Source organism: Xanthomonas hortorum, assembly GCF_024339125.1.
Taxonomy (GTDB): Bacteria; Pseudomonadota; Gammaproteobacteria; order Xanthomonadales; family Xanthomonadaceae; genus Xanthomonas; species Xanthomonas hortorum.
The window spans coordinates 1,509,092-1,534,616 of sequence record NZ_CP101417.1 but is presented as its reverse complement, the minus strand read 5'-3'; the positions used below and the strand labels follow the sequence as shown (position 1 = coordinate 1,534,616).

The window sequence follows — 25,525 nt, the reverse complement described above, 5'->3', positions numbered from 1 at the left end:
TTCCGCGCTGTCCAGACCCACTGCATGGGGTCGCGTCAAACGCATTGAGATGATGACCGGACAATGCGCCTGCCCCAGCGCAGAACGACGCTGAGGGCAAAGGCGATATCCGATGGACAAGTCATGGCAATAAACCGCTTGGCATGCAGGATGCCCTGTCGATTCCCCGTAAAATTGATCCATCCATAACTAGAGGTCTCCGGGCACACTAGCCCCCAAGGAGACCAACGATACGCAAGAGCAAATTCACCGAGAGCCAGATCGTCGCCACGCTGAAGCAGGTTGAGGGCGGCCGCCAGGTCAAGGATGTGTGCCGTGAGCTGGTTATTTCCGACGCGACGTACTACGTCTGGAAGTCTAAGTACGGTGGCATGGAGGCAGCCGATGTGCAGCGCCTTCGCGACCTGGAGACCGAGCACAGCAAGCTCAAACGCATGTATGCCGAGCTCGCGATGGAAAACCATGCACTCAAGGATGTCATCGCAAAAAAGCTGTAGACCCGGCGCACAAGCGCCCGCTTCTTGCCTGGCTCGTCGAGCAGCATGGCTGGAGCGAGCGCCGGGCCTGTGCGGTCGTTGGCGTTGCTCGCTCGACAGCGCGCTATCGGCGTCGTCCCGATCGCGACGAGGAGGTCATTGCGCTGTTGTCCGAATTGGCCGAGCGTTTTCCCGAGCGTGGTTTTGGAAAGCTCTTTCAGATCATCCGCCGTCGCGGACATGTGTGGAATCACAAGAGGGTCTGGCGCGTGTATTGCCTGATGAAGCTTAATCAGCGTCGTCGCAGCAGGCGCCGGGTCCCGACGCGTCATCCACAACCGCTGACATGCGGAGCACGCCCCAATGCTGGATGGTCGATCGACTTTATGTCCGATGCGCTGTGGGATGGTCGACGCTTCCGCACGTTCAATGTCATCGACGACTTCAGCCGTGAAGCCTTGGCGATCGAAGTGGACTTGAATCTTCCGGCCGCCCGCGTCATCCGCACCTTGGAACGCATCGCAGCCTGGCGCGGCTATCCCGTCAAGCTTCGCTTGGACAATGGCCCGGAGTTTGTCGCATTAGCCTTGGCCGAGTGGGCCGAGCGCAAAGGCATCGCATTGGATTTCATTGAGCCGGGACGGCCGATGCAAAACGGTTTTATCGAACGCTTCAACGGCAGCTACCGGCGCGGCGTGCTGGACATGCACATCTTCCGCACGCTGAGCGAGGTTCGCGAACAGACCGAACACTGGCTGGCCGACTACAACCAGCAGATCCCGCACGACAGCCTGGGCGGGCTAACGCCCGCCGAGTTCCGTGATCAACATCAACCGCAGACCTCTAATTTTAGCTGGCATTGAATTACGGGGAGTCGACAGCCCACGTCGCGGCGGGTTACTCATGCCTCTTCATAATTCCCCTTCACAACCTGCATGACGCCAGCCTTGCCAGAATGCTGGCCGCTTGAGGCCGCGACGGCAGGGGAACGGGAGTTGGATGCATGACATGGATCATCGTGGCCGCAGTCGTCACCACCTTGCTGGTGGGGCTGCTGTTGCTCAACTTCGCCACGCCTGAGAAGAAGCTCGAGCACATTCCGAGCCATTGCTACGACGTGTCCGACCCGCAGTTCAAGCGCGAGATGTCGGTGTTGCTGGGCCCGGCGATCCTGCCCGGCAACAAGATCCAGGTGCTGCACAACGGGAGCGAGATCTTCCCGGCGATGCTGGCAACCATCCGCAGCGCGCAGTGCACCATCACCTTCGAAACCTATATCTACTGGTCGGGCGAGATCGGCCGCGAGTTCAGCCAGGCGCTGGCCGAGCGCGCCCGCGCCGGGGTCAAGGTGCGCGTCACCATCGACTGGGGCGGCAGCCTGAAGATGGATGCCGCGCTGGTCGATGACATGACCGACGCTGGGGTGGAGGTGCATCGCTACCGCCCGCTCACCTGGTACAACCTGCACCGCGTCAATAACCGCACCCATCGCAAGCTGCTGGTGATCGATGGCCGTATCGGCTTCACCGGTGGCGTGGGCGTGGCCGACCAGTGGATGGGCGATGCGCAGGACCCGGAGCACTGGCGCGATTCGCATTACCGCATCGAAGGCCCGGTGGTGGCGCAGGTGCAGGCCGCCTTCAACGACAACTGGATCAAGACCACCGGCCGCGTGCTCAACGGCGCCGAGTACTACCCCGAATTGGCGCCGGCCGGCGACAGCGACGCGCAGTTGTTCGTGGCCTCGCCGGCGGGCGGCAGCGAGAGCATGCATCTGATGTATCTGATCGCCATCGCTGCGGCGCGTACGTCGATCGATCTGGCCGCGGCGTATTTCGTGCCGGATGCGCTGATCACCCGCTCGCTGCTGGAAGCGCGCGCGCGCGGCGTGCGCATCCGCGTGCTGCTGCCCGGCAAACATATCGATGCCGTGTCCGTGCGGCTGGCATCCAAGGCCAGTTGGGAGCCGCTGCTGCAGGCCGGCATCGCCATCCACGAATTCCTGCCCACCATGCTGCATACCAAGCTGCTGATCATCGACAGCCTGCTGGTCTCGGTGGGCTCGACCAACTTCGACATCCGCTCGTTCCGCCTCAACGACGAGGCCAGCCTGAATGTCTACGACCGTGACCTGGCCGCGCAGATGACCGAGGTGTTCGAGCGCGACCTGCAACGGGCCGAGCTGTACACGCTGGAGCGCTGGCGCAAGCGGCCGCTGCGGCAGAAGCTGGGCGAGAAGCTGGTCATCCCGTTTCGCTCGCAGGTGTAGGCAACTGCCGCCTCCCGCCTGGTACTGAGCGCACCCGCGCTCAGCGCCGCACACTCGCGCAGGCGGTCACGCCTGCAAGCGAAGCTGCTGCAGCCGCCACCACAGCCCGCCAACGTGGACCAGCGAATACAGCACCAGCGCCGCGGCAATCCCCAACGTCAACGGGCTGGCCTGCGAGCCGGCCGCCGCCGCGCCCGCGCTGAAGGCGCCATCGGCCCAGCGCCAGGCCAGCCGCCCGAGCAGCACCAGCGTGAGCCCGCCGCCGATCCACGGATTGGGCGTGTACCAGCCACGGCCCTCTACCCATTCGGCATGCGTATAACGCAGCGACAGCGCGCCCAGCCCGATGCCCACCAGCGTTCCCACGGCGATCCCTGGCCGCACCTGCGGCAAGCCATAGACCGCGTACGCCAGCGCCGCCGTCGCAATGACCAGCACCACGGTCCGCACCGCCGTGCTCACCGGCTTCCATTGCTGGCGGCCGAAGCTGCGCCGGATGCGCCGGTAGTAGAGAAAGGCGATGGCCGCCATCGAGAGATACGGGGTCAGCGGTGCGATGGCAGCAGCGGGCATGGCGATTCCTTTCCAGGTGAGATGCAGGTGAGGTGACCGCCGCAGAATGAAACCAGCTGCCAACGCGAACAAGGTGCCAAGTGTCACTTTCTGCGCGCACAGGCGGGTTGCCCGGGCGGCCACCGCCGCGCACGGCAATGGCGACAGACAACCGACCTTCGCGCAGGACCGGCCTGCCTGCCACCGCCGGTGAACGCCCCAGCCGCGCGCCAGCCATTGCCACACGCGAACCAGAGCCGCACGGGTAGACTTGCCGGCAGAGCTCCCCCACCGCAGTGCCATGTCCGCCATCAAGCAAGAAGCCCACACGCTGATCGACACGCTGCCCGAGACGGCAGGATGGGACGACGTGGTCCGCGTCGTGGACACCGCCAGCTTCGAGGCCGCGGTGCTGGACGGCATTGCCGCAGCAGATCGGGGCGCCTTTACTGCGCCGGCACAGGTCACGGCACTGTTCGCCAAATGGGGCGTTGATGTTGCGGCGTGACTGGACCGTCCCGGCCGCCAAGCAACTTGCATACGCCCAGGATCACTACCACGCGCTCAACCCGACCGCCGCCGCCGCGATGGCGCGGCAGGTGCTGGAAGCCACCCGAACCCTAGCCGAGCAACCGGGCCGTGGCCGCGCCGGCCGGGTCGCCGGCACCCGCGAATGGGTGGTCAAGCAAACGCCCTACGTGCTGGTCTACCGCGTGCGCGACGACGCGCTGCAGCTGCTGCACGTTCAAGTCGACGCCAAAGACTGGCTGCCACGCACCGAGCCGAAAGGCGAACGCCTGGACCCGTGGATCGCCTCGCTGGTCAGCGCCCTGCTGCACGTGCTGATGCTGCTGATCCTGCTGTCGGCCTCCACCCCCACCATGACCCCGCCGCAGGGCTCGGCCAGCGGCGGCCGCACCAAGGTGGATTTCGTCGGCGACACCTCCACGCCCGACCAGCCGGTTCCGTCCCCGACGCCCACCCCGCCGTCGCCAACGCCGGCGCCCGTGCAGCCACCGCCGGCCGCCTCGCCGGTGCAGTCCACCCTGGTCAAGACCGCCAAGAATCCGATCCCGCCCGCAGGCAACACCCGCCGCGGTGGCCTGGTCGAGCAACGCCAGGCACAACCGGTGCAGCGCCCCACCCCGCCGCAACCGCCGGCAGAACCGTCATCGTCGCCGCAGCGCCGCCCCCAGACCTGGACCGGCCGCCCACCGGGCATGCTCGAAGAAGAAGCCGATGCCGCCGAAGACGGCATGTCCAACACGCCCACCATCAGCGAAGGCCGCCGCCGCGACCGCAACAACGCCCAACCCAGCATGGATGTGGGTGGCTACCAGGTGTATTACGAAGTGCGCAGCGAAACCCAGCTGCGCAACTGGCGCGACCAGGGCATGAAGGAAGTGGCCATCATCCTGCCCGGCACCCAGTACCGCATGGTCTGCCCGCTGGAGGTCGCGCTCAAACGCGGCTCGAGCAAATGCCGCCTGCTACCGCCGGACTCCCCCGAGCTGAAAGACATCGGCGATGCCCGCGAGGTCATCAACATGATGGAGGTCTACAAGCAGGGCGAGCCGGTATGGCGCGGGCCTGGGCCGTATCGGTGAGTGGTGGGCTAGGTCGGGCCCGGATTCTACTTACCTGCTAATGCGGAAATGACTGCATTCGATACCGTGCGTGGTGACGTTGCCTGAGTGCTTGCACTTCTCTAAAGTGCAAGCAACCTGATGTCACCGGGAGGGCCATATGCCTTCTTTCACCGTCCGCAATATCCCAGACGACGTGCATCGCGCGATCCGCGCGCGGGCTGCACGCCACGGCCGCAGCACCGAAGCGGAGATCCGCGCAATCCTTGAGTCGGCGGCCAAACCCGCAGACCGGGTCAAACTCGGCTCCCTGCTGGTGGACATCGGCCGCGACGCCGGCCTGACAGCAAAACAGGCCGACGCCTTCGACAAGCTGCGCGACAAGGCCGCGATCAAGCCAATCGATCTGACGTGATCCTGCTCGATACCAATGTCATCTCCGAGCTTTGGCGGCCTCGGCCCAACCCGCAGGTCGTCGCCTGGATCGATGCGCAGGCGGTTGAAACACTGTTCCTGTCGGTCGTGACGGTGGCTGAATTGCGTTTCGGCATTGCCGTGATGCCCGAGGGCCGCAAGCGATCCACGTTGCATGCTCGGTTGGAAGGCGAGGTATTGCCACTGTTCGACGGGCGCCTGCTCGCATTCGACCTGGACGCATCGCACGCATTTGCCACACTTGCATCGAAAGCCAGAACCGCAGGACTCACACTCGGGCGCGCCGATGCCTACATCGCTGCAACGGCAGCCGCGCAAGGCTTGGCCGTTGCCACTCGCGACACGGCACCCTTCGAGGCGATGGCGTTGGACGTCATTAACCCGTGGAGTTGATCTGGAGCGTGCGGTGATAAACCGCCATCTCGGCGCCGATCTCTAAAGCGCTGTTTTGCAAGCAGCAGCCGAACGAGCCGAAGATATCTTCAGCTCGTTCGGCGACTACGCGGCGGTCGCAGACATCAGCCGCCTTGGTCTTGTCCCAGCTTCGTGCTCAGTGCTCCTTTGAACGGCGCCGGATTGCTGGTCACCAGACAGTTGTAGTTTTTGTCGCTGTTGAGAACCAGCACGGACGACTGCGGCCCCTTGAAATCCAGCCCGACCGAGAACAGCACATAAGTGTTGGGCAGCGCGCTCGGGCGAAATGCACCGAAGCCATACTCCCCAGACAAGCCCAACGGCGCCAGCGGCACCGTGAGCATCAGCGGCTGTGTGGCCACAGGAGAGGGCAGCGACGAGGAAGCAGACATGATCTTGGACTGCACGTCGATGGAATACTTGGAGGTGACCACCACTCCCAGATACTTGGAACTCGGTGCCGACACCTGCTTGCGACACGCCGCGATGTCTTCGGGGTTCTGATCCTGCTGACCGTTCTGCAGCGTGGCAAAGACCTGCGTCAGCGTGACTCTTTCCGTTTTGGCGACGGGCGCGGCAACGGCCACTTCCATGCAGAACGCGCCGATCATGAGTGAGAGGCCGCACGCCGCAAGCGCACCGCGATAGCTGGTTTTACGTTTCATTTCGATCATTCCTTGGTGGGTGATGCAAGGTTTCGGCAGCGGCTGTTCGCGCGGCGGCGGCTTGCGCCTTGAATGGATAGTCGCAACGGCACCTGTGCATAACGCCACGCGGCAGATGATCAATTGCGTTCGATGACGACATGCGTCTGTGTAGAAGCACCACACCTACGCCACCCAGCTGGCCACGCCGCTGGTGTGTTCATCGTTGAAGACCAACGCCTTGCAAACCCGGCAAATCGTCTCAATGACTTCGTTGCGTGATGCAGTTTGAATTTCTGAAGCAAACACGGCGATGTCCACCGCTCACATCAAACATCGGTCGAGTCAGCGACTATACGAAGTGCTTGGGGGCTTGCAATTTCCAGTAATGCCACCGAAGTTTGGTCGCCTACTTGAATTGCAGGAATATCCCAATGCACACATTTTTGGACGTGGCGTAAAATGGTTATTGCCATGGCAGCACTGATGATCCAGCTCACCTATTCATCAACCATCAAGAGCTTGTAGTACGCTGGCATCGTCCGCATGGAAAGAGTGTTGATGTCCTAGTCTGCCTGGGAAAGCTCAAGACCTCGCGGACATTCTATTCAAGTGATTGGTTGTATCAGGAGATCGCCATGCCACGCATCGTGCTAAACGGTTGGGCTGCAACGCTCGTACTTACCGGGCTTGCCGTGCTCCCGCTTTCGTCCTGTGCTAATGCAGATACCGCGCGCACCGCTTCGACGCAGGAAGACCCCATGACTTCAGGAGCCAGCCCCATGCTTGACGAGATCTATGCGTCCAAAAAACCTGTTCGATTCGAACAGATCGATGTGAGCAGCATCGTTTCTAAATACGTTCCTTTGGGTACGCCGAAGGTGGCCGTGCTGGAGACATTCAGCAAATCGCCAACGTCAAAGATTGTTGAAGACACCACAGGCAAGGTGGTCGTCAGGGACAATAAGGGGCAGGCAATGCTTGATCCAGATGCACGTTCCGTCGTGATGACTTTTTCTTTGGATGCCGACGGCAAGGTGACACATGTCGACGCCGTCCACATCAAGAATCAGTAAGCCAACGGAGAATGTCATGGACGAGAAGATTGAGGTTGGATATCGCAATATTGGGGCTGCGCTGGGCAAGGAATATCATCACAAATTCCTTCTCTACACAGATAAAGAGGGCAACCAGCACACCATCAGCGGCTGGACCGGCGATGAGCAACCTGGATTGCCGTATGGCCGGATGCACGTTGAGACTAACCTGCCCTACAACCGGGCCAACCCCGATCATCGCGACAATCCGAATGCGGTTGGACAAAAGCAATATCGCGAAGAGATCACACACGGTGCGGACTTGTCGGGAACCTGGGCACGCATGGTCGCCAATGCCAAGAGTAAGGATGACAAGTATCCCTACGATCCCCAGTTGCAAAACTCCAACACACTGGCCGATAGCGTTCTGCGGGATGTACGCCTTCCGGAACCAAAGAACGATGGCGTTTTCGGCCACTGGGCGCCTGCATCGGGACGACAGCTCGACGAATCGATCCAGCCCTCGGTGCCAGGATTAGGTAACTCGGGACGTACCTTCAGTGCAGGTGGAGCCCCCCTCGATCCGCATCACGAAGCGCGGCTGCGCGACGACCCATTGTTCAAGCAAGCCTTGGCCGGGCTGGACAAGCTAGGCCCGGATGCAGGCGTCTACACCAACCAGCAAGACAAGGAACGCATTGCCGGTGCCCTGGCGGTCCAGGCCAAACTCAATCGCCCGCCGCTGCCTGAGATCCAGGACGTTATTCCCAATCACACAAACGGCAATATTTTCGCGACGTACAAGAATCCAGGAAATGACATGGATGTGTTGCGCACGCACGTGGATAAGGCCGAGGCCGTCAAGCAGCCCTTGGCCGAGAACCTGCAGAAACTCGAAGTTGCCAATCAACAGACCGTGCAGGCGTCTACGCAGGAGGCATCACGCGCAGTGGACCAACCAAGTCATGGTGCGCTTGGAATGCGGTGAACAGCAATTGGGAATACAGTCGTATCGCCTTGCTCCCGCAGCTCGCTGACACGACGCTGTTCCAGCCACAGTTTCAGGTTACGTGACGTGCCGGCGCTGGTTATTTGAGTCGCTTGTCCACCGGGGCAGGCAGCTCCAGCGGCAGGTCTAGCTGGACCGGGATGCCCAATTGCCGCAGCAGCTCGAACACCCGGCCCAGTTGCACGGTGTCCTTGCCGCGCTCGACATTGCCCAGCACCACATGGCTGGTGCCGGCCAGGGTGGCCAGGTCGCCCCGCCGCAAGCATTGCGGACTACGCGGACATAGGCGCCGAAGCAGACATTAGATTGGCTATTTCCCAGGTATACGCCAGGCCGAAACTAAAGCTGACTTTAGTTTTCGACTATCAAGCATTTGCTGTCGTGCAGGGCGGAAAAGCAGCCCGCGACCTGCTCAGTTGAATTGCCACACGACGCGAGATGCCTTGAACTGCCTCGACTGCACGTTGATCACTTGCGCTGCTCGCACCGCCCGCCGGAGATCCCACGGCAGGCAGATCGGATACGGTGACCAGACCTCGCGATTGCAGCACGCGACCAATCGGAACTGGCTACAGTCTGCGCAGGGCCATGCGCCCGCCTCATCCACCTGCGCTCCAAAGGATCTGAATGTCTCTGCATCGTCTTGCCCCCCGCCTGGGTCTGGCCGTTGGCCTGCTGTGCGTCTGCGCCGCACACGCCGCCGCACCGGCAGCCGCACATCGTCTGCTGCGTGTCACGCTGGACGGGGCGAGCGATCAGCCCGTGTCCGGGCGCCTGCTGGTCTTCGCCACCCTGGCCAAGGACGCCCAGGCCGCGGCCCAGGACGGAAAGGACGGCAAAGCCGGCAAGGTGGAAGAGGTGGACGTCAGCCCGTTCCGCCCAACGGCGGTGGCCGTGGCGGCGCAGGAGGTCACCGCGCTCGCGCCCGGTGCCAGTGTCGAGATCGACCTGGACAACATCGCCTTCCCCAGTGCGTTTTCCGCGCTGCCGGCCGGCGAGTATCTGTTCCAGGCCGTGCTGGATACGGACCACAGTTACAGCTATGGCGGCCGCGATGGCGGCGATCTGTTGAGCGCCGTCACCGCGGTGACGCCGGGCAAGGGCAAGCCGTTGCCCACGCTGAGGCTCAGCAAGCAGGTGCCGGTGTCGGACGACCCCTGGCAGGTGTCGCCGCGTGCACCGCAGGCAATCCGCGACGCTGTCCCGGAGGCCAAGCTGCATAGCGCGGATGCCTCGATGGTGAGCCCGTCGCTGAGCGCCTTCTGGGGCCGGCCGGTGTCGCTGCGCGCCCGCGTGCTCACCCCGCCCGGCTACGACGCCAAGGCCGCCACCCGCTATCCCACCGTGTATGTCACCCATGGCTTCGGCGGCAACTACAACCGCTTTGCCGGCAGCTTGGCCGCCACCTGGAGCGCGATGGCGGCCAAGCAGATGCCGCCGATGATCTGGGTGTTCCTGGACCAGGCCACGCCCACCGGCACCCACGAGTTCGCCGACTCGGTCAACAACGGCCCCTGGGGCACCGCGCTAACTGAAGAGCTGATCCCCGCGCTGGAACGGCAATACAAGATGGACGGCAAGGCCAGCGGCCGGTTCTTGAACGGGCATTCCTCCGGCGGCTGGGCCACGCTGTGGCTGCAGACGCGCTACCCCAAGCTGTTCGGCGGCACCTGGTCCACCTCGCCCGACTCGAGCGACTTCCGCGACTTCACCGGGCCGGATCTGTACGCGCCCAATGCCAATGTGTACCGGCGCACGGACGGCAGCCAGTTCCCGTTGATCCGCGACCAGGGCAAGGTGGTGGCCGATCTGGAAACCTTCGCCAAGCTCGAGCGCGTGCTGGGTCCTTATGGCGGCCAGATGACCTCGTTCGACTGGGTGTTCTCCCCGCGCGGGCCCGACGGCCGCCCGGTGCCGATGTTCGACCGCGACACCGGCAAGGTCGACCCGGCCGTAGTGGCCTACTGGCGCACGCACTACGACATTTCCGCACGGGTGGCCGCGCAGTGGCCCACGCTCAAGCCGGATCTGGACGGCAAGATCCACCTGATCGTCGGCACCGCCGACACGTTCTACCTGGATGGGGCCGCGCATAAATTCCAGGCGGTGCTGGACGGCCTGGGCGCCAGGAGCGACTTCCGCTACCTGGAAGGCCGCACCCACTTCGATCTGTACAAGGAGGGCGAGGACAGCAACGCCCTGATGAAGAAGATCGCCTGGGAGATGTACGCCGTGGCGCGACCGAAGCGGTAAGCGCGCCCACGCACGGACGGCGCCGTCGATCGGCGGGCCGGCCATGCACACGCCAGAGCGCGGCGGCCGGCAGTGCCGCTACTCAGGCCGAGCGCTTGGGCAACTCCCACTCCAGCTGCTGCCTGAGCACCAGCAGCAGCACCTGCAGGCGGCCGCCGCGCACCAGGGCGGCGGGCGTCTGCCCGTCCAGCGCGTTCATGGGCTTGCGGAACCAGCCGATCAGCGCCTCGTCATTGCCACCGTTCAAGGCCCAGGCGTGGCAGACGATCTCGCCCAGGGCCTCGATGCCGGCGCTGCCCAGTAGCCTGAGGTGCTCAGGCGTGAAGGCGAACAGCGACAGCACCAGCTCGGCGTCGGCGGCCTTGCCGTGATCCACCTCCATCTGCTGGCTGTGCGCGGTGCTGTAGATCGACGCCTGCGCACGGAAATCTTCGGCACGCCGCATGCCGGTGAGCAGTGATGCAATGAGGTCGGCACGTTCCATAAAGCAGTCCAACGATGTGATAGCGCGCACGCTATCTGCCCCGCCCTCGCCGCTCAATCAGGAGTCTCCTGACAGCCGATGTGAGCGTCAGCAGCCGTTACATTCCGCACCGGCCGGATGTGCGGCGTTGCTGACCTGGCGACGGCTTCGACAGCCGGTTGCTGGTGGGGTGCGCCTGCCGAAGGGCGGCGCCACTGTTCGCAGTGTTTAACGCCCGGATTGCTAGCATCCGGGCGCGTCACTGGCAGCAGCCCGCCCGCAGGGCTGCAGTATTGGAGTGTCACCTCATGAGGAGTTGTCAGATGCCCTGGAAATCCGCTCTCACCGTGCTTGCCCTGTCCACCGCCGCCCTGCCGGCCCTGGCCCAACCCGACCGCCAGGTGGTCGAAGACATGCTCACCCGCTCGGCCAATGTCTGCCCCGGCCACAGCACCGACCGCACCTCGCCCACCGTCAAGGCCGTGCCCGTTGGCGCGCTGCGGGTGATGCTGGAACGCGGCCTGGTCATGTGCCCCGACCGCCGCCTCGATGCCGCCGCGCCGGCAGTGTTCTACGGCCGCCTGGGCGTGTTCGCCTGGAACCCGGAGGTGGCCGCCAGCTCGGCGGTGATCGTCCAGCAGATCGGCAACATGACCCGCAACGAGGACTATCCTGTCGAGACCCTGGTGTGGGACGCCAAGGGCACCGCGCTCAAGCAGCAGACCGTGCCGATGTTCGAGCCCAGGCCGGGTGCGGCGGTGTTGTACAAGGTGCGTTGAGGCTGACGCGCGATAGCGGTACCGATTCGCCCGGCTGCACGCAATGTAGTTGCGTCGCTTGCAGTCCGGGCTCTGCCTATACTCAACTCCAGCATGCTGCGCAGGAGGATGCATGAGACACCCACTGGCCTTGGCCGGGCTTGCATGCATGGCACTGGGCTTCTCCGTTCCGGGCTGCAGCGCAACGCAAACAGGCGCCAACACCATGACCAACGAACAAGGATGCGTCCGGCAACGTGGCGGCCCGCAAGACCCCGGCACCAGCCCGCCACCGGTCATGGAGGCGTGCCTGGGTCCGTACAAGTTGGAGATTCCCGCCAACTATTTCGACGACCAGATGGGGCCGAACTTCGATGGCAGCTTCGGGCTGTATCTGGAATACCCGGAGTTGAACGCATTCGCTCCTGGCGAGCGTGCCCACCTGAAGCTGGATGTGGCCACCCGCACCGTCAATATCGGCTATCGCTACCTCGACCGCGTGGACTCCGATGCATTTCTTCGGCGGCAGTACACGCCGGACGGCGCAACACAGGACACCCCAGAAGCGGATATCAACACGCGCATCAAGGGAGAAGAAAAAGACGGGCTCACGCCGTACTACGCCAACGTCGCTGCGTACCGCGAGCACTATCTGGCGCAAGGGCTGAAACCGTCCAATTCCATCATGGAGGCAAGCTACTACAAGGACTGGTATGTCAGCCGCGACGCAAAAGGGAACATCGACACCATCATCAAGTGCACGTCCCGCGAGGTCGAACCGTCGGGCGTGGAGTTCCGCGAGGGCACGCTTGTGCGCAGCAAAGAGCGGGAACTTCCCACCTGCGCGCACGTGTTCGTCATTCCGGAGATGAAGGTCGCAGTGGAAATCAACTATGTGCGCGTTGCATTGAAGGACTGGAAGAAGATCCAGGACCGCGCGCGGAGTGTATTGAAAGACTTCATGCCGGCGCCCGCCGGCACCTGACCGCTTGCCAGCGACAAGGAGGTGATGCATGCCAGAACTGACACAAGACGATCTTCGGATTCTTTCTGCCTATGCGCGGCAGGAGAATCGCGAGTTGTATTGGAACTACCTCGCCCACAAGGCTTGATCACCCGAAATGGATGTTCTACCTTCGCCCGCAGGCTGGCCTTGGTGTGCTCCCAGCGCTTGGTCCACTGCAACTGGGGCGCGTTCTTGATCTGCTTGAGCTTGGACGGCTTCTCTGCAATCAGGTAGCGCGACTTGCGCTTTCGCGCCATCTCCGCACGCTTCTCCAGACCCGTGTAACCGCTATCTCCGCTGAGCGTGTCTTCCTTGCCATGCAGCAGCTTGTGCGCCTGCGTGATATCGGCGACGTTGGCCGCCGTGCATCCCACGTGGTGCACCAACCCGGACACATCGTCCACACCGATATGCGCTTTCATCCCGAAGTATACCGATTGCCCTTCTTGGTCTGGTGCATCTCCCGGTCGCGCTTGCCGTCCTGGTTCTTGGTCGAACCGGGCGCTGAAATGATCGTGGCGTCTACGATCTTCCCGCCGCGCAGGCTCTGCCCTTTGCGCGACAGGTGCGTGTTGACCCGGTTAAACAGCTTGCGCGCCAAATCGTGTTGCTCCAGCAACTGGCGGAAGTGAGAATCGTGGTCTCGTCCGGCACCTCATCCAGGCCGCCGATCTTCGCGAAACGGCGCATCGACACCGTGTCGTACAGGGCTTCTTCCGCCGATGGATCGCTCAATGCGTACCACTGCTGCAGAAAGTGGATGCGCAGCATCATCTCCAGCCGATACGGCTGTCGCCCCGGCTGCCCCGACTTGGGATAATGCGGTTCGATCAGCGCCAGCAGGTCCTTCCACGGCACCACCTGATCCATCTCGGCCAGAAACACCTCGCGCCGCGTCTGCTTGCGCTTGCCGTGGTACTCCGCGTCGCCGAAGGTCAGCTGCATCGAAATCGTCCGCTCGGTTCGTTGATCGATTGTCGCAGATCAGACTGCTTTGTTCAGACCTTCCCTAAACGCTCGACGATGCAAGCCATTGGCAACAAACGTGAGCGTGCTCGAGAAGCGCGTTGGGAACACTTCAAAGCCAGCGTACGCGCCAAGGTGGAACATCCGTTCCGGGTGATCAAGCGGCAGTTTGGTTACACCAAGGTCCGCTATCACGGCCTGGCCAAGAACGCGGCGCAGGTGCTGACGTTGTTTGCGCTGTCTAACCTGTGGATGGTGCGCTGGCAATTGCTGCCTGCCAGGGGGGGAATACTGCCTGGCGGCAGCCAAAGCCGCCAGAACGTTGCAGCAATCGCATCGTACGCAGCATTTTGCGCGCCTCTGACATGCGTGAAACTGGAATTTGGGAGGTCTGATCTGTTGTTCAGACCTTCCTAACTCTCAGAAGCGTCAGTCGCTTGTTCCTTGGGGGGATACACTGGAATAGACGGGAGGAAATCGCGGTTTGTTGGATCGTTGTGGACGAGCAGTTCGCGGGTCTTCCACATCTGAGCCGCTTTGTAGAGACTGACTCCGTTGATCGGAGAATCCTTGTTGAAGGTGCCAAGATGCGAATTAACAAATGCTTTACGTTCGCCCGCGTGAAGCCGGTCAGACGCCTTCCAAGGATTCGGAATGGAACTTTTTTGCAGACTATTTGCTAAATCGATGAGCTTGTCCTTAAACACCTTGTCGCTGCTTTCTTTGAGCATTTGTTGGATCCCATCCACTGCGCCAAGGACGATGGGAGTTCCCTCCTCAAGCTTTTCTGGAATGAAATACGGAGCGTTCTCGACGAAAGGATTCCTGTCTTCGTCGATCGCTGCGAACAGAGCGTAAACGGTATCTTCGATCGCCTGACGCGCTTGCATGATTGCCGGATCGTCGTGTCTGGGCCTGGCCGCGGAGGACAAGGCGCCGGCAACCTGGGGAGTGGAAGGGCCCGCGCGCCGTCGGAGTTGGTCAAGTCGGAGTTGGTCAAGTCGGAGTTGGTCAAGTGAAGCTTGCAAATGTGCTGGCGCACGGATCGTGCAATAGGCAGGCAGCCGGGAAATGCTGGGCGGCAGTTCGCGCAGGTTGTTGCAGCCGCGCAGGTCGAGCTCTTGCAGATTCGTCAGTTCGTTAATATTCGACGGCAGCGTTTGCAGAGAGCTGCAGTCCTGCAGGCTGAGTTTCTTAAGCGACCACTGCTGTCGCGAAATCGGAGGGTAATGGCGTAACTCCGTGCAGCCGCGCAGATCAACCTCTTCCAGCAGGGGTAGGCTATGAATGTCCATGTTGAGTACGGCAAGTGGCGAGTAGTTGATTTTTAGGTGGGTCAGGTCTTTCAGGTATCTGAGCGATGACGGGAGAGAGCGGATTCCTGTGCGCGACAGCTTCAGCTTCCGCAGCTTGACCAATCCTTCGCGCTGGCCAGCAGTGTTGCGAATTGCAAGATGTTCGGGGAGTTCGGTCAGGTTGGGGCAGCTGAAGATGGTGAGCTTTTGCAATTCCCCCAGCCTGGAAATGGACGCAGGCAACGCGCCAATCGGATTTTGACTCAACGTCAAGGTCCGCAAGTTCGCCAGGTCACTGATGGATTCGGGAAGTTCCAACAAGCCCGCGCCGGCGATGCTCATGTTTTGAAGATGCCCAAAGCGGAAAGTCTGCTCCGGGAATCGTGGCAGTGGAAGGCATAAGAGATTCAACGATGCAACGTTGTGCGACGCTGCACTCGCTAGATGTGCCGCGCTTATTTCCAGTGCGGATTCAAGATTTAACTCCGCGCCGGTCACGCGTTCGTTGGCGGAAATCCAGGCCTCGCGCCATTGGTCGGCGTTTGCCGCGCATTGGTCGCGCCACTCCAAGAGCACACTTTCGTAAGAGCGAAGCCGCGTAGTGCGTTGCAGGACCCGGCCGCCCGCTGACACAAGCTGCGCAGACGCGCTCGTATCAACATTGAACCGCCTGCGTTCGCTGGGATCCAGCTGCGGTATTTCGGACGACTCCAACGATGCACCAAGCTCATCAAATTCAAGCACATCCGCAGCGAGTCGCGGCCTGGATGTCTCGCTTCGTGCCCCCGCGTTAGGCTGGCGTCGAGACAGGCCGCTGAGCGGGCCAGGCGCGCGCTGCGTTTGGTCTGCCGGCGGTGTCCGCTCGTTCCTGACTGCGCCGACAGGCGATTGGGCACGTTGCGGATTGTCCACTGGCGTTTGTCGCGTGAAAAAGCTTGTGATCCGAGGCATGCCAGTCCTGATTAGATGCAGTGATGACACGCACCATTATCGAGCCAGGGCGCATTGCATCACAGGCGTAGCGCGAAGACTTCATCGGTATGGCGAAGTCCCGGCACGCACGACAGGTGTTTAGGGAAGCTCTGAACAACGCACCACAGATACGCGACACTATCACCTCTGTTTGATCCCAGGTTTTGATGGTGCATTATTTTCCCTCGAATGGAAGGAAGCACGATGGGCCAGGTTCTGCATGGGAGCGCCACCACGACCGTGTTGTCCGTTGCGGATGAGGCAGCGATTGTCGCTTTCCGCAAGCACACGTTGCTGCCGCTGGACGACTGTCTCTACGCACTGCAGCCGAGCATCCCGCGTGGACCACCGGGCAGGTTGAGCGGATGAATCGGACGATCAAGGAAGCCACTGTCAACGCTTCCATTACGACGATCACGCACAACTGCAAGAGCATTTGGCCAACTTCATCGACGCCTACAACTACGGTCGCAGGCTCAAAGCCCTGAAGGGTCTGACACCGTACGAATTCATCTGCAAGCAGTGGACATCCGAACCCGTGCGGTTCAAGGTGGATCCGATCCATCTAATGCCGGGACTGAACACCTAGGCATGCCCAACCCGACGGTGCACCCATGCCTGCTTGCGCCAGCGTTGCGTGGCGAACTGCAACGTGCCCAGGGCGATGCCAGCGGCACCGCCACCCAGGTGGCACCACATCCAGCCGCGCCGGGTCAGGAACATGGCGTATGCCGGCGACTCCAGCGCGGCGTACTTCAGGTACACGTGGCGCACGAACTCGGCCGCGAACGCGGCCAGCGCAAGCCACAGCAGCCCCCACGCCACTCGGGCAAACGGCCTGCTACCCGCTACCTCGACACCTTCGCGCATCGGATCGACCCGCATGCCCCGCTCCTTCGGCCAGCCTGCTCTCGGCAGCGGAACGCTAGCATGGACATGCAGCAGGAGCGTGGGCGCGATCGTAGGTGCGGCGCGGGGGGAAGACTTACGCCTGGCGCTGCATTGCGTGCGACACCGGATCAACACCGTCGCTACCGAGCCGCTGCTCGTAGATCTCGTCGACCACGCCGCGTACCGCGCGGGCGGCGTTGAAGATGCTCTCGCCCAGAACCGACAGGCTGGTGGCGTCCAGCGGCTTGCCGCTGCACACCGCCACCATGTCGCTCTGCGCAGTGATCGTGCGCAGCAGCGTATGGAACTGGTCGATCTGCTGCAGGGTGACGCCGAAGGTGAAGGGCTCTTCGTGCGTTTGCAGCTTGGTCGCTGGCGTGGCGCGTCGCCGAGCGGTAGTCGAAAAGGCTTTCGAAGCAGTCATGGCGTCCGTCCTCGACGTAAGCGGACGGGATGTCCGCAAAGCCAGCGTAATGCTCTCTTTCGGATATCTGAAAACCAGATATTTCACCCGATTTTTTAGCGAAGTAGAGGTTAGCGCCTCAAGTCGATTTTGTCGGTTCGACCGTCGCGGTAAAGCGCCGAGGCTCACCAGTGATCGGGTCATCAAACGCCAGCGTATGCGCGAATAACTGCAGCGGCCGTTCCGGATCATCAGGCCGCTGCTCTTCCAGCTCTGGATAAAAGCGGTCATACAGGATCGGCGCCCCTAGGGAACCTCTGAACAACGCACCACAGATACGCGACACTACCCGCCTGATGTTGAGGAGTGATCCATGCAACTGACGTTCGGTGACGCTGAGGGCCTGGGCAAGCGCAAGCAGACCCGGCGCGAGATCTTTCTGGCCGAGATGGAGCAGGTGGTTCCGTGGCAGCAACTGCTCGGTCTGATCGCGCCGCACTATCCGGTATCGGGCCGGCCAGGTCGGCAGCCGTACGCACTGGCGACGATGTTGCGGATTCATCTGCTGCAGCAGTGGTATGCGCTGAGCGATCCGGCGATGGAAGAAGCACTGCACGAGATCCCGACCTTGCGGCGGTTTGCCCAGCTCGGTGGCTTGGACAACGTTCCGGACGAGACCACGATTCTCAACTTTCGGCGCCTGCTGGAGACCCATGGCCTTGCCGCGCGGATGCTGGAAGCGGTCAACGCGCATCTGGCGCGCAAGGGCCAGAGCCTGCGGTCGGGCACGATCGTCGATGCGACGCTGATCGCGGCGCCCAGTTCGACCAAGAATGCCGACAACGCGCGCGACCCTGAGATGCATCAGACCAAGAAGGGCAATCAGTGGTATTTCGGGATGAAGGCGCACATCGGCGTGGATGAATTTTCCGGGTTGGTGCACCACGTCCATTGCACAGCCGCCAACGTCGCCGATGTCACGGTGATGCACACGTTGCTGCATGGCAAAGAAGACAGCGTGTTCGGCGATAGCGGCTACACCGGTGCGGACAAACGCGAAGAACTGCAGGCCTGCAAGGCTGCATTCTTCATCGCCGCCAGGCCCTCGACGATGCAAGCCCTCGGCAACAAACGCGAGCGTGCTCGGGAAAGACGTTGGGAACACTTCAAGGCCAGCGTGCGCGCGAAGGTGGAGCATCCATTCCGGGTGATCAAGCGCCAGTTCGGCTACACCAAGGTCCGCTATCGCGGCCTGGCCAAGAACACCGCGCAGGTGCTGACCTTGTTTGCGCTATCGAACCTGTGGATGAAGCGAAAGCAGTTACTGCCGACGATGGGGAACGTGCGCCTGTAACCCGGGCAACACCCTGCAAACGCGCCGGAAACGGCAAAAAAATCGAGGATCTGAGCGCCGTCAGCCTGGTCGATGTGGTTAGGCTCATCCTCCGATGCCGTTGATCAGACCATCCCTAGTGCGGTCATATGCACACGCAACTGGTGCTTGCGGCCGGTGACCGGCTCCAGCCGATAGGTCCACATGTCTGCGCCGCGCGCCACCACATCGATCACCGTCTCGCTGTTCGGCTCACCCACGCCCTCGCGCATGCGGAAGAACGGCTCGCCCGGCTCCAGCCGGCTGCGATGCACATACGGAAACGTCAGTCCCGGCAGCGGCGGTGCGGCCGCCAGATAGTGTTTGCGGATGCGTCGCTCGCGGAATAACGCTTGGTAGATCCCGCGTGTTGCAGCGTTAGCAGAAAACAAAACCAGCCCCGCAGTATCGCGATCAATGCGGTGCAGCGGCACCAACGCGGGATTATCGAAGCGGCGCACCAAACGGGCCAACAGCGTCTGGTGCACGTACGCACCGGCTGGGACCACGGGTAGGAAATGCGGCTTGCAGGCCACGACAATATGCGCGTCTGCATGCAACACCGTTTCCGTTGCCGTGATGATCGGCTCATCCGCTACTTCGCGGAAGTAATAGATCTCCGCACCAAGCCGATACGGTGCGGCGATATCCAATGCCTGCTGCTGCGCATCCAGTACGCGCCCACGCGCGAAGCGGCCATGCCAAGTGGCAGCATCCACCCCAGGAAAACACGCGCATAGCGCCTCCAACACCGTGCGCCACGGGCCGGACGGGAGCTGGAACTGGCTGGCAGGAGTGCCATCGAGGGTCGGGCGAGGAGCAGACATGGCGACAGCAGAAAGCGTACTCAAGCAGATTGGCTGGGATCGTACCTTGTCGCGTCGATTCTCTCCGCAGTGATGTATCGGCACTTCACTCCGAGAAAGAGACTTTCGAGCGCTACGCATTGCATGCATAACTGGGAAGCGTACACAGCGAACACTACCGCAGCCCGCTTCATCGCGTTGATTGGCAAGCAGCTGCACTAAAGGACGCGCAAGCGAACTCAAGCGTCGGCACGAAGATCACACCTCTTTGCATGCGCACGCGTCGTGCCGAGTGTTGATGAGGCATTGATCGCAACGGCGCGCATGGTCTGCTGACAAAACCCTTTTCAACGGCTATGTTCAAACTGGGAACGGGGTTCTGGCATGGGACGCAGAAAGAAACAGGGTGGATTCGAAGCGTTGGCCGCATTGCCGTGGCCGGTCGGTTTCGTTATGGGAATCGCTGCGTATCTGCTGGTGCGCTACGGCATCGGCTGGTGGTTCTCTCACCAGGGCGGAATGCTGTCGCAAGGCTTCGCACAGCAATCGAGTGGAATGTTCGCGCCATTGGCGTGGACGCTGCTCGGCGTCTGCTGGCTTGCTGCGCTGCTCTCCTATCTGGGCACACGCAGCCGGCGGCGCTTTCTGGAAACACGCACAAGCCTGGAGAGCCTGGCCGCCGGCGGCTGGCGCCAGTTCGAACTGTTGGTGGGCGAAGCCTTTCGCCGCCAGGGCTACAGCGTCGAAGAAACAGGCCTGGGCGGCGCCGACGGCGGCATCGACCTGATCCTGCGCAAGGACGGCCGCCGCACGCTGGTGCAATGCAAACAGTGGAAACGCCAGCAAGTTGGCGTCAGCGTCGTGCGTGAAATGTTCGGTCTGCTCGCCCATCACCAGGCTCACGCGGTCAAGATCGCCTGCATCGGCACCTACACGAAGGACGCAGAGCGCTTCGCCCAAGGCAAGCCGATTGAACTGATCGGCGGTGAACAGCTCTTGGAAATGATACGAGCGATGCAACAACAGGCGACTACACAATCGACACAACCAGCAGCGCGCGTCGAACCTGTTTTTGCTTCGGCTGAGTCCACAGCCTCTGCAAACATCACCACCCCAAGCTGCCCGCGTTGCGGCAGTGCGCTTGTGCGGAGAAGAAATCGGGGCACTAGCCAAGAATTCCTAGGCTGCAGCCAATTCCCTAAGTGCAGAGGGACTGCGTAAGTGAACCTGACCTTGCTTCTTCTTAAAATGATCACTGACATAAAAATAGGCGACGCGAATCATGTCATTTAAAAAAATCGCTCTTTTTAACAACAAGGGCGGCGTTGGAAAAACAACAATAACGATTAATCTCGCCACTGCTATCGCAAAGGCAGGCGCGAAGGTCCTTATGGTTGATGCTGATCCACAGTGCAATCTCTCGGCCTTCTGCCTAGAAGAAAGCGAGCTCGATAGTTATCTCCGCAAAAGTGAAGAAGACAAAGGATCAACCACAATTTGGGATGGAATCAAGCCTATTGTGCTTGGCCGAGGTGATATCGCAGACATAGACGTGCTGGAAATATATAAAAATGTCTTACTCCTCGCCGGAGATGTTTTGATATCGCAATATGAGGAAGAGCTTCCGGCTGCGTGGACGGATTCTTTTGCACGAAAGAGTCGCGGGTACGATGTAATGGGGGCACTATCCAGGCTGGTCAACAAAGTTGCTACTGATTATGGCGCTGATTACGTCCTCTTTGATGTGGGCCCAAACGTGGGCCCATTAAATAGGGCGATACTTCTTGATTCCGATTATTTTCTAGCCCCGGTGGGATCTGATCTTTTCTCACTTCGAGCACTAGGCGCAGTTGGAAAGTCACTTCACAGGTGGATTTCAGATTGGAATACCGTTAAGTCGCTCGCGTCCGACTCATCTAAAGCAACCTTATTGCAAGGACGACCGAAGTTCTTGGGCTATGTGGCCTCCGCTTACAAAGTAAAAACAGGAGGGAAAAGTGCAAAGCCCCATGAACATTGGGAATCAAAAATTGGTCCTCGTGTAAAGCAACGGGTCGTAGATGTTCTGGCCACTTTAGGTGAGGATTTCCACATCAACCCTCCTTATAAATTTGGCGAAATAAAACACTTTCAGTCTCTTGCCGCTGATGCACAAAAATTAAAGCTTCCTTTTAGCGAATTAAAAGGAAAGGTCAATCCAGGGCATAATTCTCAGATTGTAAAGGCTGGCCAAGTCTTCGACAAAATAGCCCATGAAGTCATGACTCGAACGGGAGGGAAAAAATGATTTCAAAAGCACACAAATCGGCATTAAAAGCATTTAGGGAACCTCTGAACAACGCACCACAGATACGCGACACTACCCGCCTGATGTTGAGGAGTGATCCATGCAACTGACGTTCGGTGACGCTGAGGGCCTGGGCAAGCGCAAGCAGACCCGGCGCGAGATCTTTCTGGCCGAGATGGAGCAGGTGGTTCCGTGGCAGCAACTGCTCGGTCTGATCGCGCCGCACTATCCGGTATCGGGCCGGCCAGGTCGGCAGCCGTACGCACTGGCGACGATGTTGCGGATTCATCTGCTGCAGCAGTGGTATGCGCTGAGCGATCCGGCGATGGAAGAAGCACTGCACGAGATCCCGACCTTGCGGCGGTTTGCCCAGCTCGGTGGCTTGGACAACGTTCCGGACGAGACCACGATTCTCAACTTTCGGCGCCTGCTGGAGACCCATGGCCTTGCCGCGCGGATGCTGGAAGCGGTCAACGCGCATCTGGCGCGCAAGGGCCAGAGCCTGCGGTCGGGCACGATCGTCGATGCGACGCTGATCGCGGCGCCCAGTTCGACCAAGAATGCCGACAACGCGCGCGACCCTGAGATGCATCAGACCAAGAAGGGCAATCAGTGGTATTTCGGGATGAAGGCGCACATCGGCGTGGATGAATTTTCCGGGTTGGTGCACCACGTCCATTGCACAGCCGCCAACGTCGCCGATGTCACGGTGATGCACACGTTGCTGCATGGCAAAGAAGACAGCGTGTTCGGCGATAGCGGCTACACCGGTGCGGACAAACGCGAAGAACTGCAGGCCTGCAAGGCTGCATTCTTCATCGCCGCCAGGCCCTCGACGATGCAAGCCCTCGGCAACAAACGCGAGCGTGCTCGGGAAAGACGTTGGGAACACTTCAAGGCCAGTGTGCGCGCGAAGGTGGAGCATCCATTCCGGGTGATCAAGCGCCAGTTCGGCTACACCAAGGTCCGCTATCGCGGCCTGGCCAAGAACACCGCGCAGGTGCTGACCTTGTTTGCGCTATCGAACCTGTGGATGAAGCGAAAGCAGTTACTGCCGACGATGGGGAACGTGCGCCTGTAACCCGGGCAACACCCTGCAAACGCGCCGGAAACGGCAAAAAAATCGAGGATCTGAGCGCCGTCAGCCTGGTCGATGTGGTTAGGCTCATCCTCCGATGCCGTTGATCAGACCATCCTTAGCGATCAAGAACATCGAATTAAACTATTCGCCAACACTGTTCTTCAGTTTTTCGTCTCCCATCCGACTTTATCGACGGACGTTCATTCAGTCAAGTTGAGAGTTAAGGGTAGAGACAACCTTCTCGGAAAATTAAAAAGGAAGAAGGATTTAGGGGTTACAGTCTCTGGGGAAAACATATTTGAGCTTATTACGGACCTTGCTGGAGTACGTGTTTTTCATATCCACGCAGCCCAATTTAAGCCGATCCATGATGCGATTATGACGCAGGTCAAGTCGGGCGATTGGGTATTAGGAGAAGACCCAAAGGTTTTCAGCTGGGATCCAGAGGCCGACGAATTTTTTCGAGGATTGGGTTTCGATCCGGAAATTAGACCTACCTTTTACACATCAGTCCACTATCTAGTTCGCCCCAGCGCAGAATCGGATCTTTGTTGCGAGATCCAAGTTCGAACCCTTTTTGAAGAAATTTGGGGTGAAGTAGACCACTCTATGAATTACCCACGACCCGTACAGAGTATTGCTTGTAGAGAACAGCTACGCGCTTTATCGAAGCTCGTTGGAACGGGCGGGCGGTTGGTTGATTCCATCATTCGATCGCGAGAGGAAGCCGACACTTTAAATGCTAGTTTGAGCGTTGTAGCTGGAGCTTCATCGATACCCACTAATAGTCGCAAGGCTTTATCTTCCGCATCAAAATAGGCATATAAATTAAGTTAGTGCATAGCTCCCGAACACTTGCGCCGTTCGATCTATTTCTTGAGATCTTGACCTTCCATACATCCCCCACCCGCCATCCTCGCCGCAGCCTCAACTGGAGAACACACAATGATGAAGTGGATGGGCACCGCGCTGGCCGCGGCACTGCTGGTGAGCGGTTGCGCCAAGGTGGAGGGCGAGAAGTTCGTCGGCCACTGGGTCAACGTGCAGACGCAGGAAGAGACGATGGACATCGAGCGCAATGGCGAGACCTTCATGGTCCGCAGCACCACGCCGAAGTTCTTCAGCCGCAAGCCCAAGACCGAGAGCTACCCGGCGATCTACAAGGACGGGGCGCTGCAGGTCAGCAACGATGGCGAGACGGTGAACTTCGCCATCGACGAGGCCAACGGCCACCTCAACACCGGTGGCGAGCAGTACCAGCGCGTGCCGGCCAAGTAAGGCCACCGCTGTCGCCAGCGCCCGCGTGCCGACCTTCACCGTCGCACGCGGGCGTTTTGCGTTTGTGGCTCTGCCGGTTTGTCAATATCTTTGCAAGCACGTCCGCGAACACTCTCAACGCGTCATCGTTGGCCCAAGCGGAGTGACTGTCTGTTGCGATTGCTCAAGCGCTTGCTGCTGCTCTCTCACCTGCGATTGAGCTTGATTGATCGATTGCACGCGCTCAAACGATTGGTTTTCAGGTGTTTGCACCGCCTGCATCGTGGCCATGTCGGCACGAAGGTGCGCTGGGTCGCTCTGAATACCCTGCACCAGAAACACCTTTTCTCCGGCCGCAAGCTTGTCTGTTGGGCTATTGAGCAGCACATGGTCCACACGCGTCAGGCCTTCTTCCTTTGCTAGCACGAGCAGGCTGGCCGTCATGCGCTGACTTGATGCATCCCACTCCCGGCCATGCTGCGAATCGAGCTTTTCCACGCCACCTTTGATTTGTTGGTATAGCGCGTGATCTGCGTGATCCTGCTGCGTTGGCAGAGATGGCCTTGCCGACAATGGCGCTTGTGAATCACGGCTCGGCAAGTCCTGTTTCACATCGTTGACGAGGCTATCCGTACCAGACCCTGGCTCCGGCCTACCGTTTTTGCGCTGCAGTGGTGCAACGTGCTTGTCGTAATAGTCGCCGTAATACTGCTCGTACGTCTTACTCGGCCCAACGGAAGGCTGCTCAGTCTTGAATACCTGGGCAATCTGATTCAACGCTGCATCACGCGTGATTTGGCCTGCCATCTGCTGATCAGCAATTGCTTCATACTGCTTTGGTCTCGTACCGCTACCAGCGATACCGATATCGGGGCCTTGATGATTCAGAATCTCACGCCGGACCAACGCATTACTGAGTGTTGCGGCAGCTTCGCCGCGCAGCATGTTGGTGACATACGCATGTTTGGAGGAATGATCAGGCTGCTCGGTAAACCGATGGTGTCCAATTTCATGGGAGAGCGAACGGGCGATGCGCGCACCTTGCCCGATTGCATTTTCGTCAATAACCACTTGCGTGCGGGGAACCAGATAAGTTCCGGCACCAGCGGCTCCCCAAACAACACCGACATTATCCCGATTGAGCTGCGCAATACCTGCTTGAAGTGTCGGCGACTGTTGCAGGAAAGGTATCACCGCGGGATCTGATAGGGGCGAGGGCGGCTTCACGGCCGCGGCCGATGGCGTGGATTGCTGTGGCTGGGGATATTTCGACTCGTCGGTGTTTTCCATCAT

Annotated in this window: 24 protein-coding genes and 8 pseudogenes; 19 read left to right on the top strand and 13 right to left on the bottom strand. The window is 60.5% G+C overall.

Annotation, left to right across the window (positions count from 1 at the left end; genetic code table 11):
* Positions 1 to 230 precede the first annotated feature (230 nt).
* A protein-coding gene (locus tag NMB96_RS06520) for an IS3 family transposase (RefSeq protein WP_183086964.1) occupies positions 231 to 1,339 on the top strand; the annotation gives its coding sequence in 2 pieces (ribosomal slippage) (positions 231 to 492 and positions 492 to 1,339; 1,110 coding nt in all).
* A gap of 140 nt (positions 1,340 to 1,479) precedes the next feature.
* On the top strand, positions 1,480 to 2,745 hold the full coding sequence (locus NMB96_RS06515) for a phospholipase D-like domain-containing protein (RefSeq protein WP_023905785.1): 1,266 nt from the start codon (positions 1,480 to 1,482) through the stop codon (positions 2,743 to 2,745).
* Between the two features lie 66 nt (positions 2,746 to 2,811).
* Here NMB96_RS06515 and NMB96_RS06510 read toward each other — a convergent pair whose 3' ends face one another.
* Positions 2,812 to 3,318 (bottom strand): CcdC protein domain-containing protein, encoded by a 507-nt coding sequence (locus tag NMB96_RS06510; RefSeq protein ID WP_043889571.1) that lies wholly within the window; start codon positions 3,316 to 3,318, stop codon positions 2,812 to 2,814.
* Between the two features lie 280 nt (positions 3,319 to 3,598).
* Between NMB96_RS06510 and NMB96_RS06505 the strand changes: the two genes are divergently transcribed.
* From NMB96_RS06505 to NMB96_RS06490, 4 genes are all read left to right on the top strand, one after another.
* Positions 3,599 to 3,805 (top strand): hypothetical protein, encoded by a 207-nt coding sequence (locus NMB96_RS06505; protein ID WP_023905787.1) that lies wholly within the window; start codon positions 3,599 to 3,601, stop codon positions 3,803 to 3,805.
* A complete protein-coding gene (locus NMB96_RS06500) occupies positions 3,792 to 4,904 on the top strand; it encodes a type II toxin-antitoxin system RelE/ParE family toxin (protein ID WP_255086521.1) in 1,113 nt (370 codons plus the stop codon). Before NMB96_RS06505 ends, NMB96_RS06500 begins: the two co-directional genes overlap by 14 nt.
* A gap of 139 nt (positions 4,905 to 5,043) precedes the next feature.
* Positions 5,044 to 5,298 carry a FitA-like ribbon-helix-helix domain-containing protein gene (locus NMB96_RS06495; RefSeq protein WP_255086520.1) on the top strand — a complete coding sequence of 85 codons (255 nt, stop codon included), beginning with the start codon at positions 5,044 to 5,046 and terminating at the stop codon, positions 5,296 to 5,298.
* Positions 5,295 to 5,711, top strand: a complete 417-nt coding sequence (locus NMB96_RS06490; RefSeq protein WP_255086519.1) for a type II toxin-antitoxin system VapC family toxin — start codon at positions 5,295 to 5,297, stop codon at positions 5,709 to 5,711. The genes NMB96_RS06495 and NMB96_RS06490 overlap by 4 nt, the downstream gene beginning before the upstream one ends.
* A gap of 125 nt (positions 5,712 to 5,836) precedes the next feature.
* On the opposite strand, the gene NMB96_RS06485 is transcribed toward NMB96_RS06490, so the two are convergent.
* Together NMB96_RS06485 and NMB96_RS06480 are read right to left on the bottom strand one after the other, a co-directional pair.
* On the bottom strand, positions 5,837 to 6,343 hold the full coding sequence (locus NMB96_RS06485; RefSeq protein WP_043889943.1) for a hypothetical protein: 507 nt from the start codon (positions 6,341 to 6,343) through the stop codon (positions 5,837 to 5,839).
* A gap of 362 nt (positions 6,344 to 6,705) precedes the next feature.
* Positions 6,706 to 6,876, bottom strand: coding sequence for a hypothetical protein (locus tag NMB96_RS06480; protein WP_192824376.1), 171 nt, complete (start codon positions 6,874 to 6,876; stop codon positions 6,706 to 6,708).
* 138 nt (positions 6,877 to 7,014) lie between these two features.
* Here NMB96_RS06480 and NMB96_RS06475 point away from each other — a divergent pair, with 138 nt between their 5' ends.
* Entirely contained in the window at positions 7,015 to 7,452 is a 438-nt protein-coding gene (locus NMB96_RS06475) for a DUF6393 family protein (protein ID WP_023905887.1), read from the top strand.
* A 496-nt stretch (positions 7,453 to 7,948) separates the two neighbouring features.
* On the opposite strand, the pseudogene NMB96_RS06465 reads toward NMB96_RS06475, so the two are convergent.
* Positions 7,949 to 8,134: pseudogene (locus NMB96_RS06465) on the bottom strand (hypothetical protein).
* On the opposite strand from NMB96_RS06465, the pseudogene NMB96_RS23365 reads away from it, so the two are divergent.
* Positions 8,069 to 8,401 (top strand): annotated as a pseudogene (locus NMB96_RS23365) (XVIPCD domain-containing protein); the annotation flags it as partial. The pseudogenes NMB96_RS06465 and NMB96_RS23365 overlap by 66 nt on opposite strands.
* A gap of 100 nt (positions 8,402 to 8,501) precedes the next feature.
* Here the strand turns inward: NMB96_RS23365 and NMB96_RS06460 are convergent.
* A complete protein-coding gene (locus NMB96_RS06460) occupies positions 8,502 to 8,684 on the bottom strand; it encodes a helix-turn-helix domain-containing protein (protein ID WP_006448384.1) in 183 nt (60 codons plus the stop codon).
* Between the two features lie 365 nt (positions 8,685 to 9,049).
* Here NMB96_RS06460 and NMB96_RS06455 point away from each other — a divergent pair, with 365 nt between their 5' ends.
* Complete coding sequence (locus NMB96_RS06455) at positions 9,050 to 10,675, top strand: alpha/beta hydrolase (protein WP_255086518.1); 1,626 nt, start codon at positions 9,050 to 9,052, stop codon at positions 10,673 to 10,675.
* 82 nt (positions 10,676 to 10,757) lie between these two features.
* On the opposite strand, the gene NMB96_RS06450 is transcribed toward NMB96_RS06455, so the two are convergent.
* The gene (locus NMB96_RS06450; RefSeq protein ID WP_255086517.1) at positions 10,758 to 11,159 is read right to left on the bottom strand and encodes an antitoxin Xre/MbcA/ParS toxin-binding domain-containing protein; all 402 of its coding nucleotides are present in this window, start codon (positions 11,157 to 11,159) and stop codon (positions 10,758 to 10,760) included.
* Positions 11,160 to 11,461: 302 nt separating this feature from the next.
* Between NMB96_RS06450 and NMB96_RS06445 the strand changes: the two genes are divergently transcribed.
* Positions 11,462 to 11,917 (top strand): hypothetical protein, encoded by a 456-nt coding sequence (locus NMB96_RS06445; protein ID WP_255086516.1) that lies wholly within the window; start codon positions 11,462 to 11,464, stop codon positions 11,915 to 11,917.
* 205 nt (positions 11,918 to 12,122) lie between these two features.
* A complete protein-coding gene (locus NMB96_RS06440; RefSeq protein ID WP_343237631.1) occupies positions 12,123 to 12,881 on the top strand; it encodes a hypothetical protein in 759 nt (252 codons plus the stop codon).
* Between the two features lie 122 nt (positions 12,882 to 13,003).
* Here the strand turns inward: NMB96_RS06440 and NMB96_RS06435 are convergent.
* Positions 13,004 to 13,847, bottom strand: a pseudogene (locus NMB96_RS06435) (IS5 family transposase); the annotation flags it as partial.
* Positions 13,848 to 13,913: 66 nt separating this feature from the next.
* Between NMB96_RS06435 and NMB96_RS06430 the strand changes: the two are divergent.
* Positions 13,914 to 14,153 (top strand): annotated as a pseudogene (locus NMB96_RS06430) (transposase); the annotation flags it as partial.
* A gap of 128 nt (positions 14,154 to 14,281) precedes the next feature.
* On the opposite strand, the gene xopL reads toward NMB96_RS06430, so the two are convergent.
* The gene (xopL, locus tag NMB96_RS06425; protein WP_183086948.1) at positions 14,282 to 15,907 is read right to left on the bottom strand and encodes a type III secretion system leucine-rich repeat domain-containing effector XopL; all 1,626 of its coding nucleotides are present in this window, start codon (positions 15,905 to 15,907) and stop codon (positions 14,282 to 14,284) included.
* A 548-nt stretch (positions 15,908 to 16,455) separates the two neighbouring features.
* Between xopL and NMB96_RS06420 the strand changes: the two are divergent.
* Positions 16,456 to 16,724, top strand: a pseudogene (locus tag NMB96_RS06420) (integrase core domain-containing protein); the annotation flags it as partial.
* Here NMB96_RS06420 and NMB96_RS06415 read toward each other — a convergent pair.
* From NMB96_RS06415 to NMB96_RS06405, 3 genes and pseudogenes are all read right to left on the bottom strand, one after another.
* Positions 16,724 to 17,005, bottom strand: a pseudogene (locus NMB96_RS06415) (DUF2306 domain-containing protein); the annotation flags it as partial. The pseudogenes NMB96_RS06420 and NMB96_RS06415 overlap by 1 nt on opposite strands.
* A 115-nt stretch (positions 17,006 to 17,120) precedes the next feature.
* Positions 17,121 to 17,450 (bottom strand): hypothetical protein, encoded by a 330-nt coding sequence (locus NMB96_RS06410; RefSeq protein WP_023905802.1) that lies wholly within the window; start codon positions 17,448 to 17,450, stop codon positions 17,121 to 17,123.
* 118 nt (positions 17,451 to 17,568) lie between these two features.
* Positions 17,569 to 17,742: pseudogene (locus NMB96_RS06405) on the bottom strand (pseudouridylate synthase); the annotation flags it as partial.
* Positions 17,743 to 17,802: 60 nt separating this feature from the next.
* Between NMB96_RS06405 and NMB96_RS06400 the strand changes: the two are divergent.
* Positions 17,803 to 18,783 carry an IS5 family transposase gene (locus NMB96_RS06400; RefSeq protein WP_183086593.1) on the top strand — a complete coding sequence of 327 codons (981 nt, stop codon included), beginning with the start codon at positions 17,803 to 17,805 and terminating at the stop codon, positions 18,781 to 18,783.
* 113 nt (positions 18,784 to 18,896) lie between these two features.
* Here the strand turns inward: NMB96_RS06400 and NMB96_RS06395 are convergent.
* A pseudogene (locus tag NMB96_RS06395) lies at positions 18,897 to 19,628 on the bottom strand (pseudouridine synthase); the annotation flags it as partial.
* Positions 19,629 to 19,991: 363 nt separating this feature from the next.
* On the opposite strand from NMB96_RS06395, the gene NMB96_RS06390 reads away from it, so the two are divergent.
* From NMB96_RS06390 to NMB96_RS06370, 5 genes are all read left to right on the top strand, one after another.
* Positions 19,992 to 20,828 carry a restriction endonuclease gene (locus NMB96_RS06390; protein ID WP_255086514.1) on the top strand — a complete coding sequence of 279 codons (837 nt, stop codon included), beginning with the start codon at positions 19,992 to 19,994 and terminating at the stop codon, positions 20,826 to 20,828.
* Positions 20,829 to 20,889: 61 nt separating this feature from the next.
* Positions 20,890 to 21,894 (top strand): ParA family protein, encoded by a 1,005-nt coding sequence (locus NMB96_RS06385; RefSeq protein ID WP_084217961.1) that lies wholly within the window; start codon positions 20,890 to 20,892, stop codon positions 21,892 to 21,894.
* A 100-nt stretch (positions 21,895 to 21,994) separates the two neighbouring features.
* The gene (locus NMB96_RS06380) at positions 21,995 to 22,975 is read left to right on the top strand and encodes an IS5 family transposase (protein ID WP_183086593.1); all 981 of its coding nucleotides are present in this window, start codon (positions 21,995 to 21,997) and stop codon (positions 22,973 to 22,975) included.
* Positions 22,976 to 23,047: 72 nt separating this feature from the next.
* Complete coding sequence (locus NMB96_RS06375) at positions 23,048 to 23,794, top strand: RelA/SpoT domain-containing protein (RefSeq protein WP_255086513.1); 747 nt, start codon at positions 23,048 to 23,050, stop codon at positions 23,792 to 23,794.
* A gap of 126 nt (positions 23,795 to 23,920) precedes the next feature.
* Positions 23,921 to 24,253 (top strand): hypothetical protein, encoded by a 333-nt coding sequence (locus tag NMB96_RS06370; RefSeq protein WP_255086512.1) that lies wholly within the window; start codon positions 23,921 to 23,923, stop codon positions 24,251 to 24,253.
* A gap of 114 nt (positions 24,254 to 24,367) precedes the next feature.
* On the opposite strand, the gene NMB96_RS06365 is transcribed toward NMB96_RS06370, so the two are convergent.
* On the bottom strand, positions 24,368 to 25,522 hold the full coding sequence (locus NMB96_RS06365) for an XVIPCD domain-containing protein (RefSeq protein ID WP_023905258.1): 1,155 nt from the start codon (positions 25,520 to 25,522) through the stop codon (positions 24,368 to 24,370).
* Between the last annotated feature and the right edge of the window lie 3 nt (positions 25,523 to 25,525).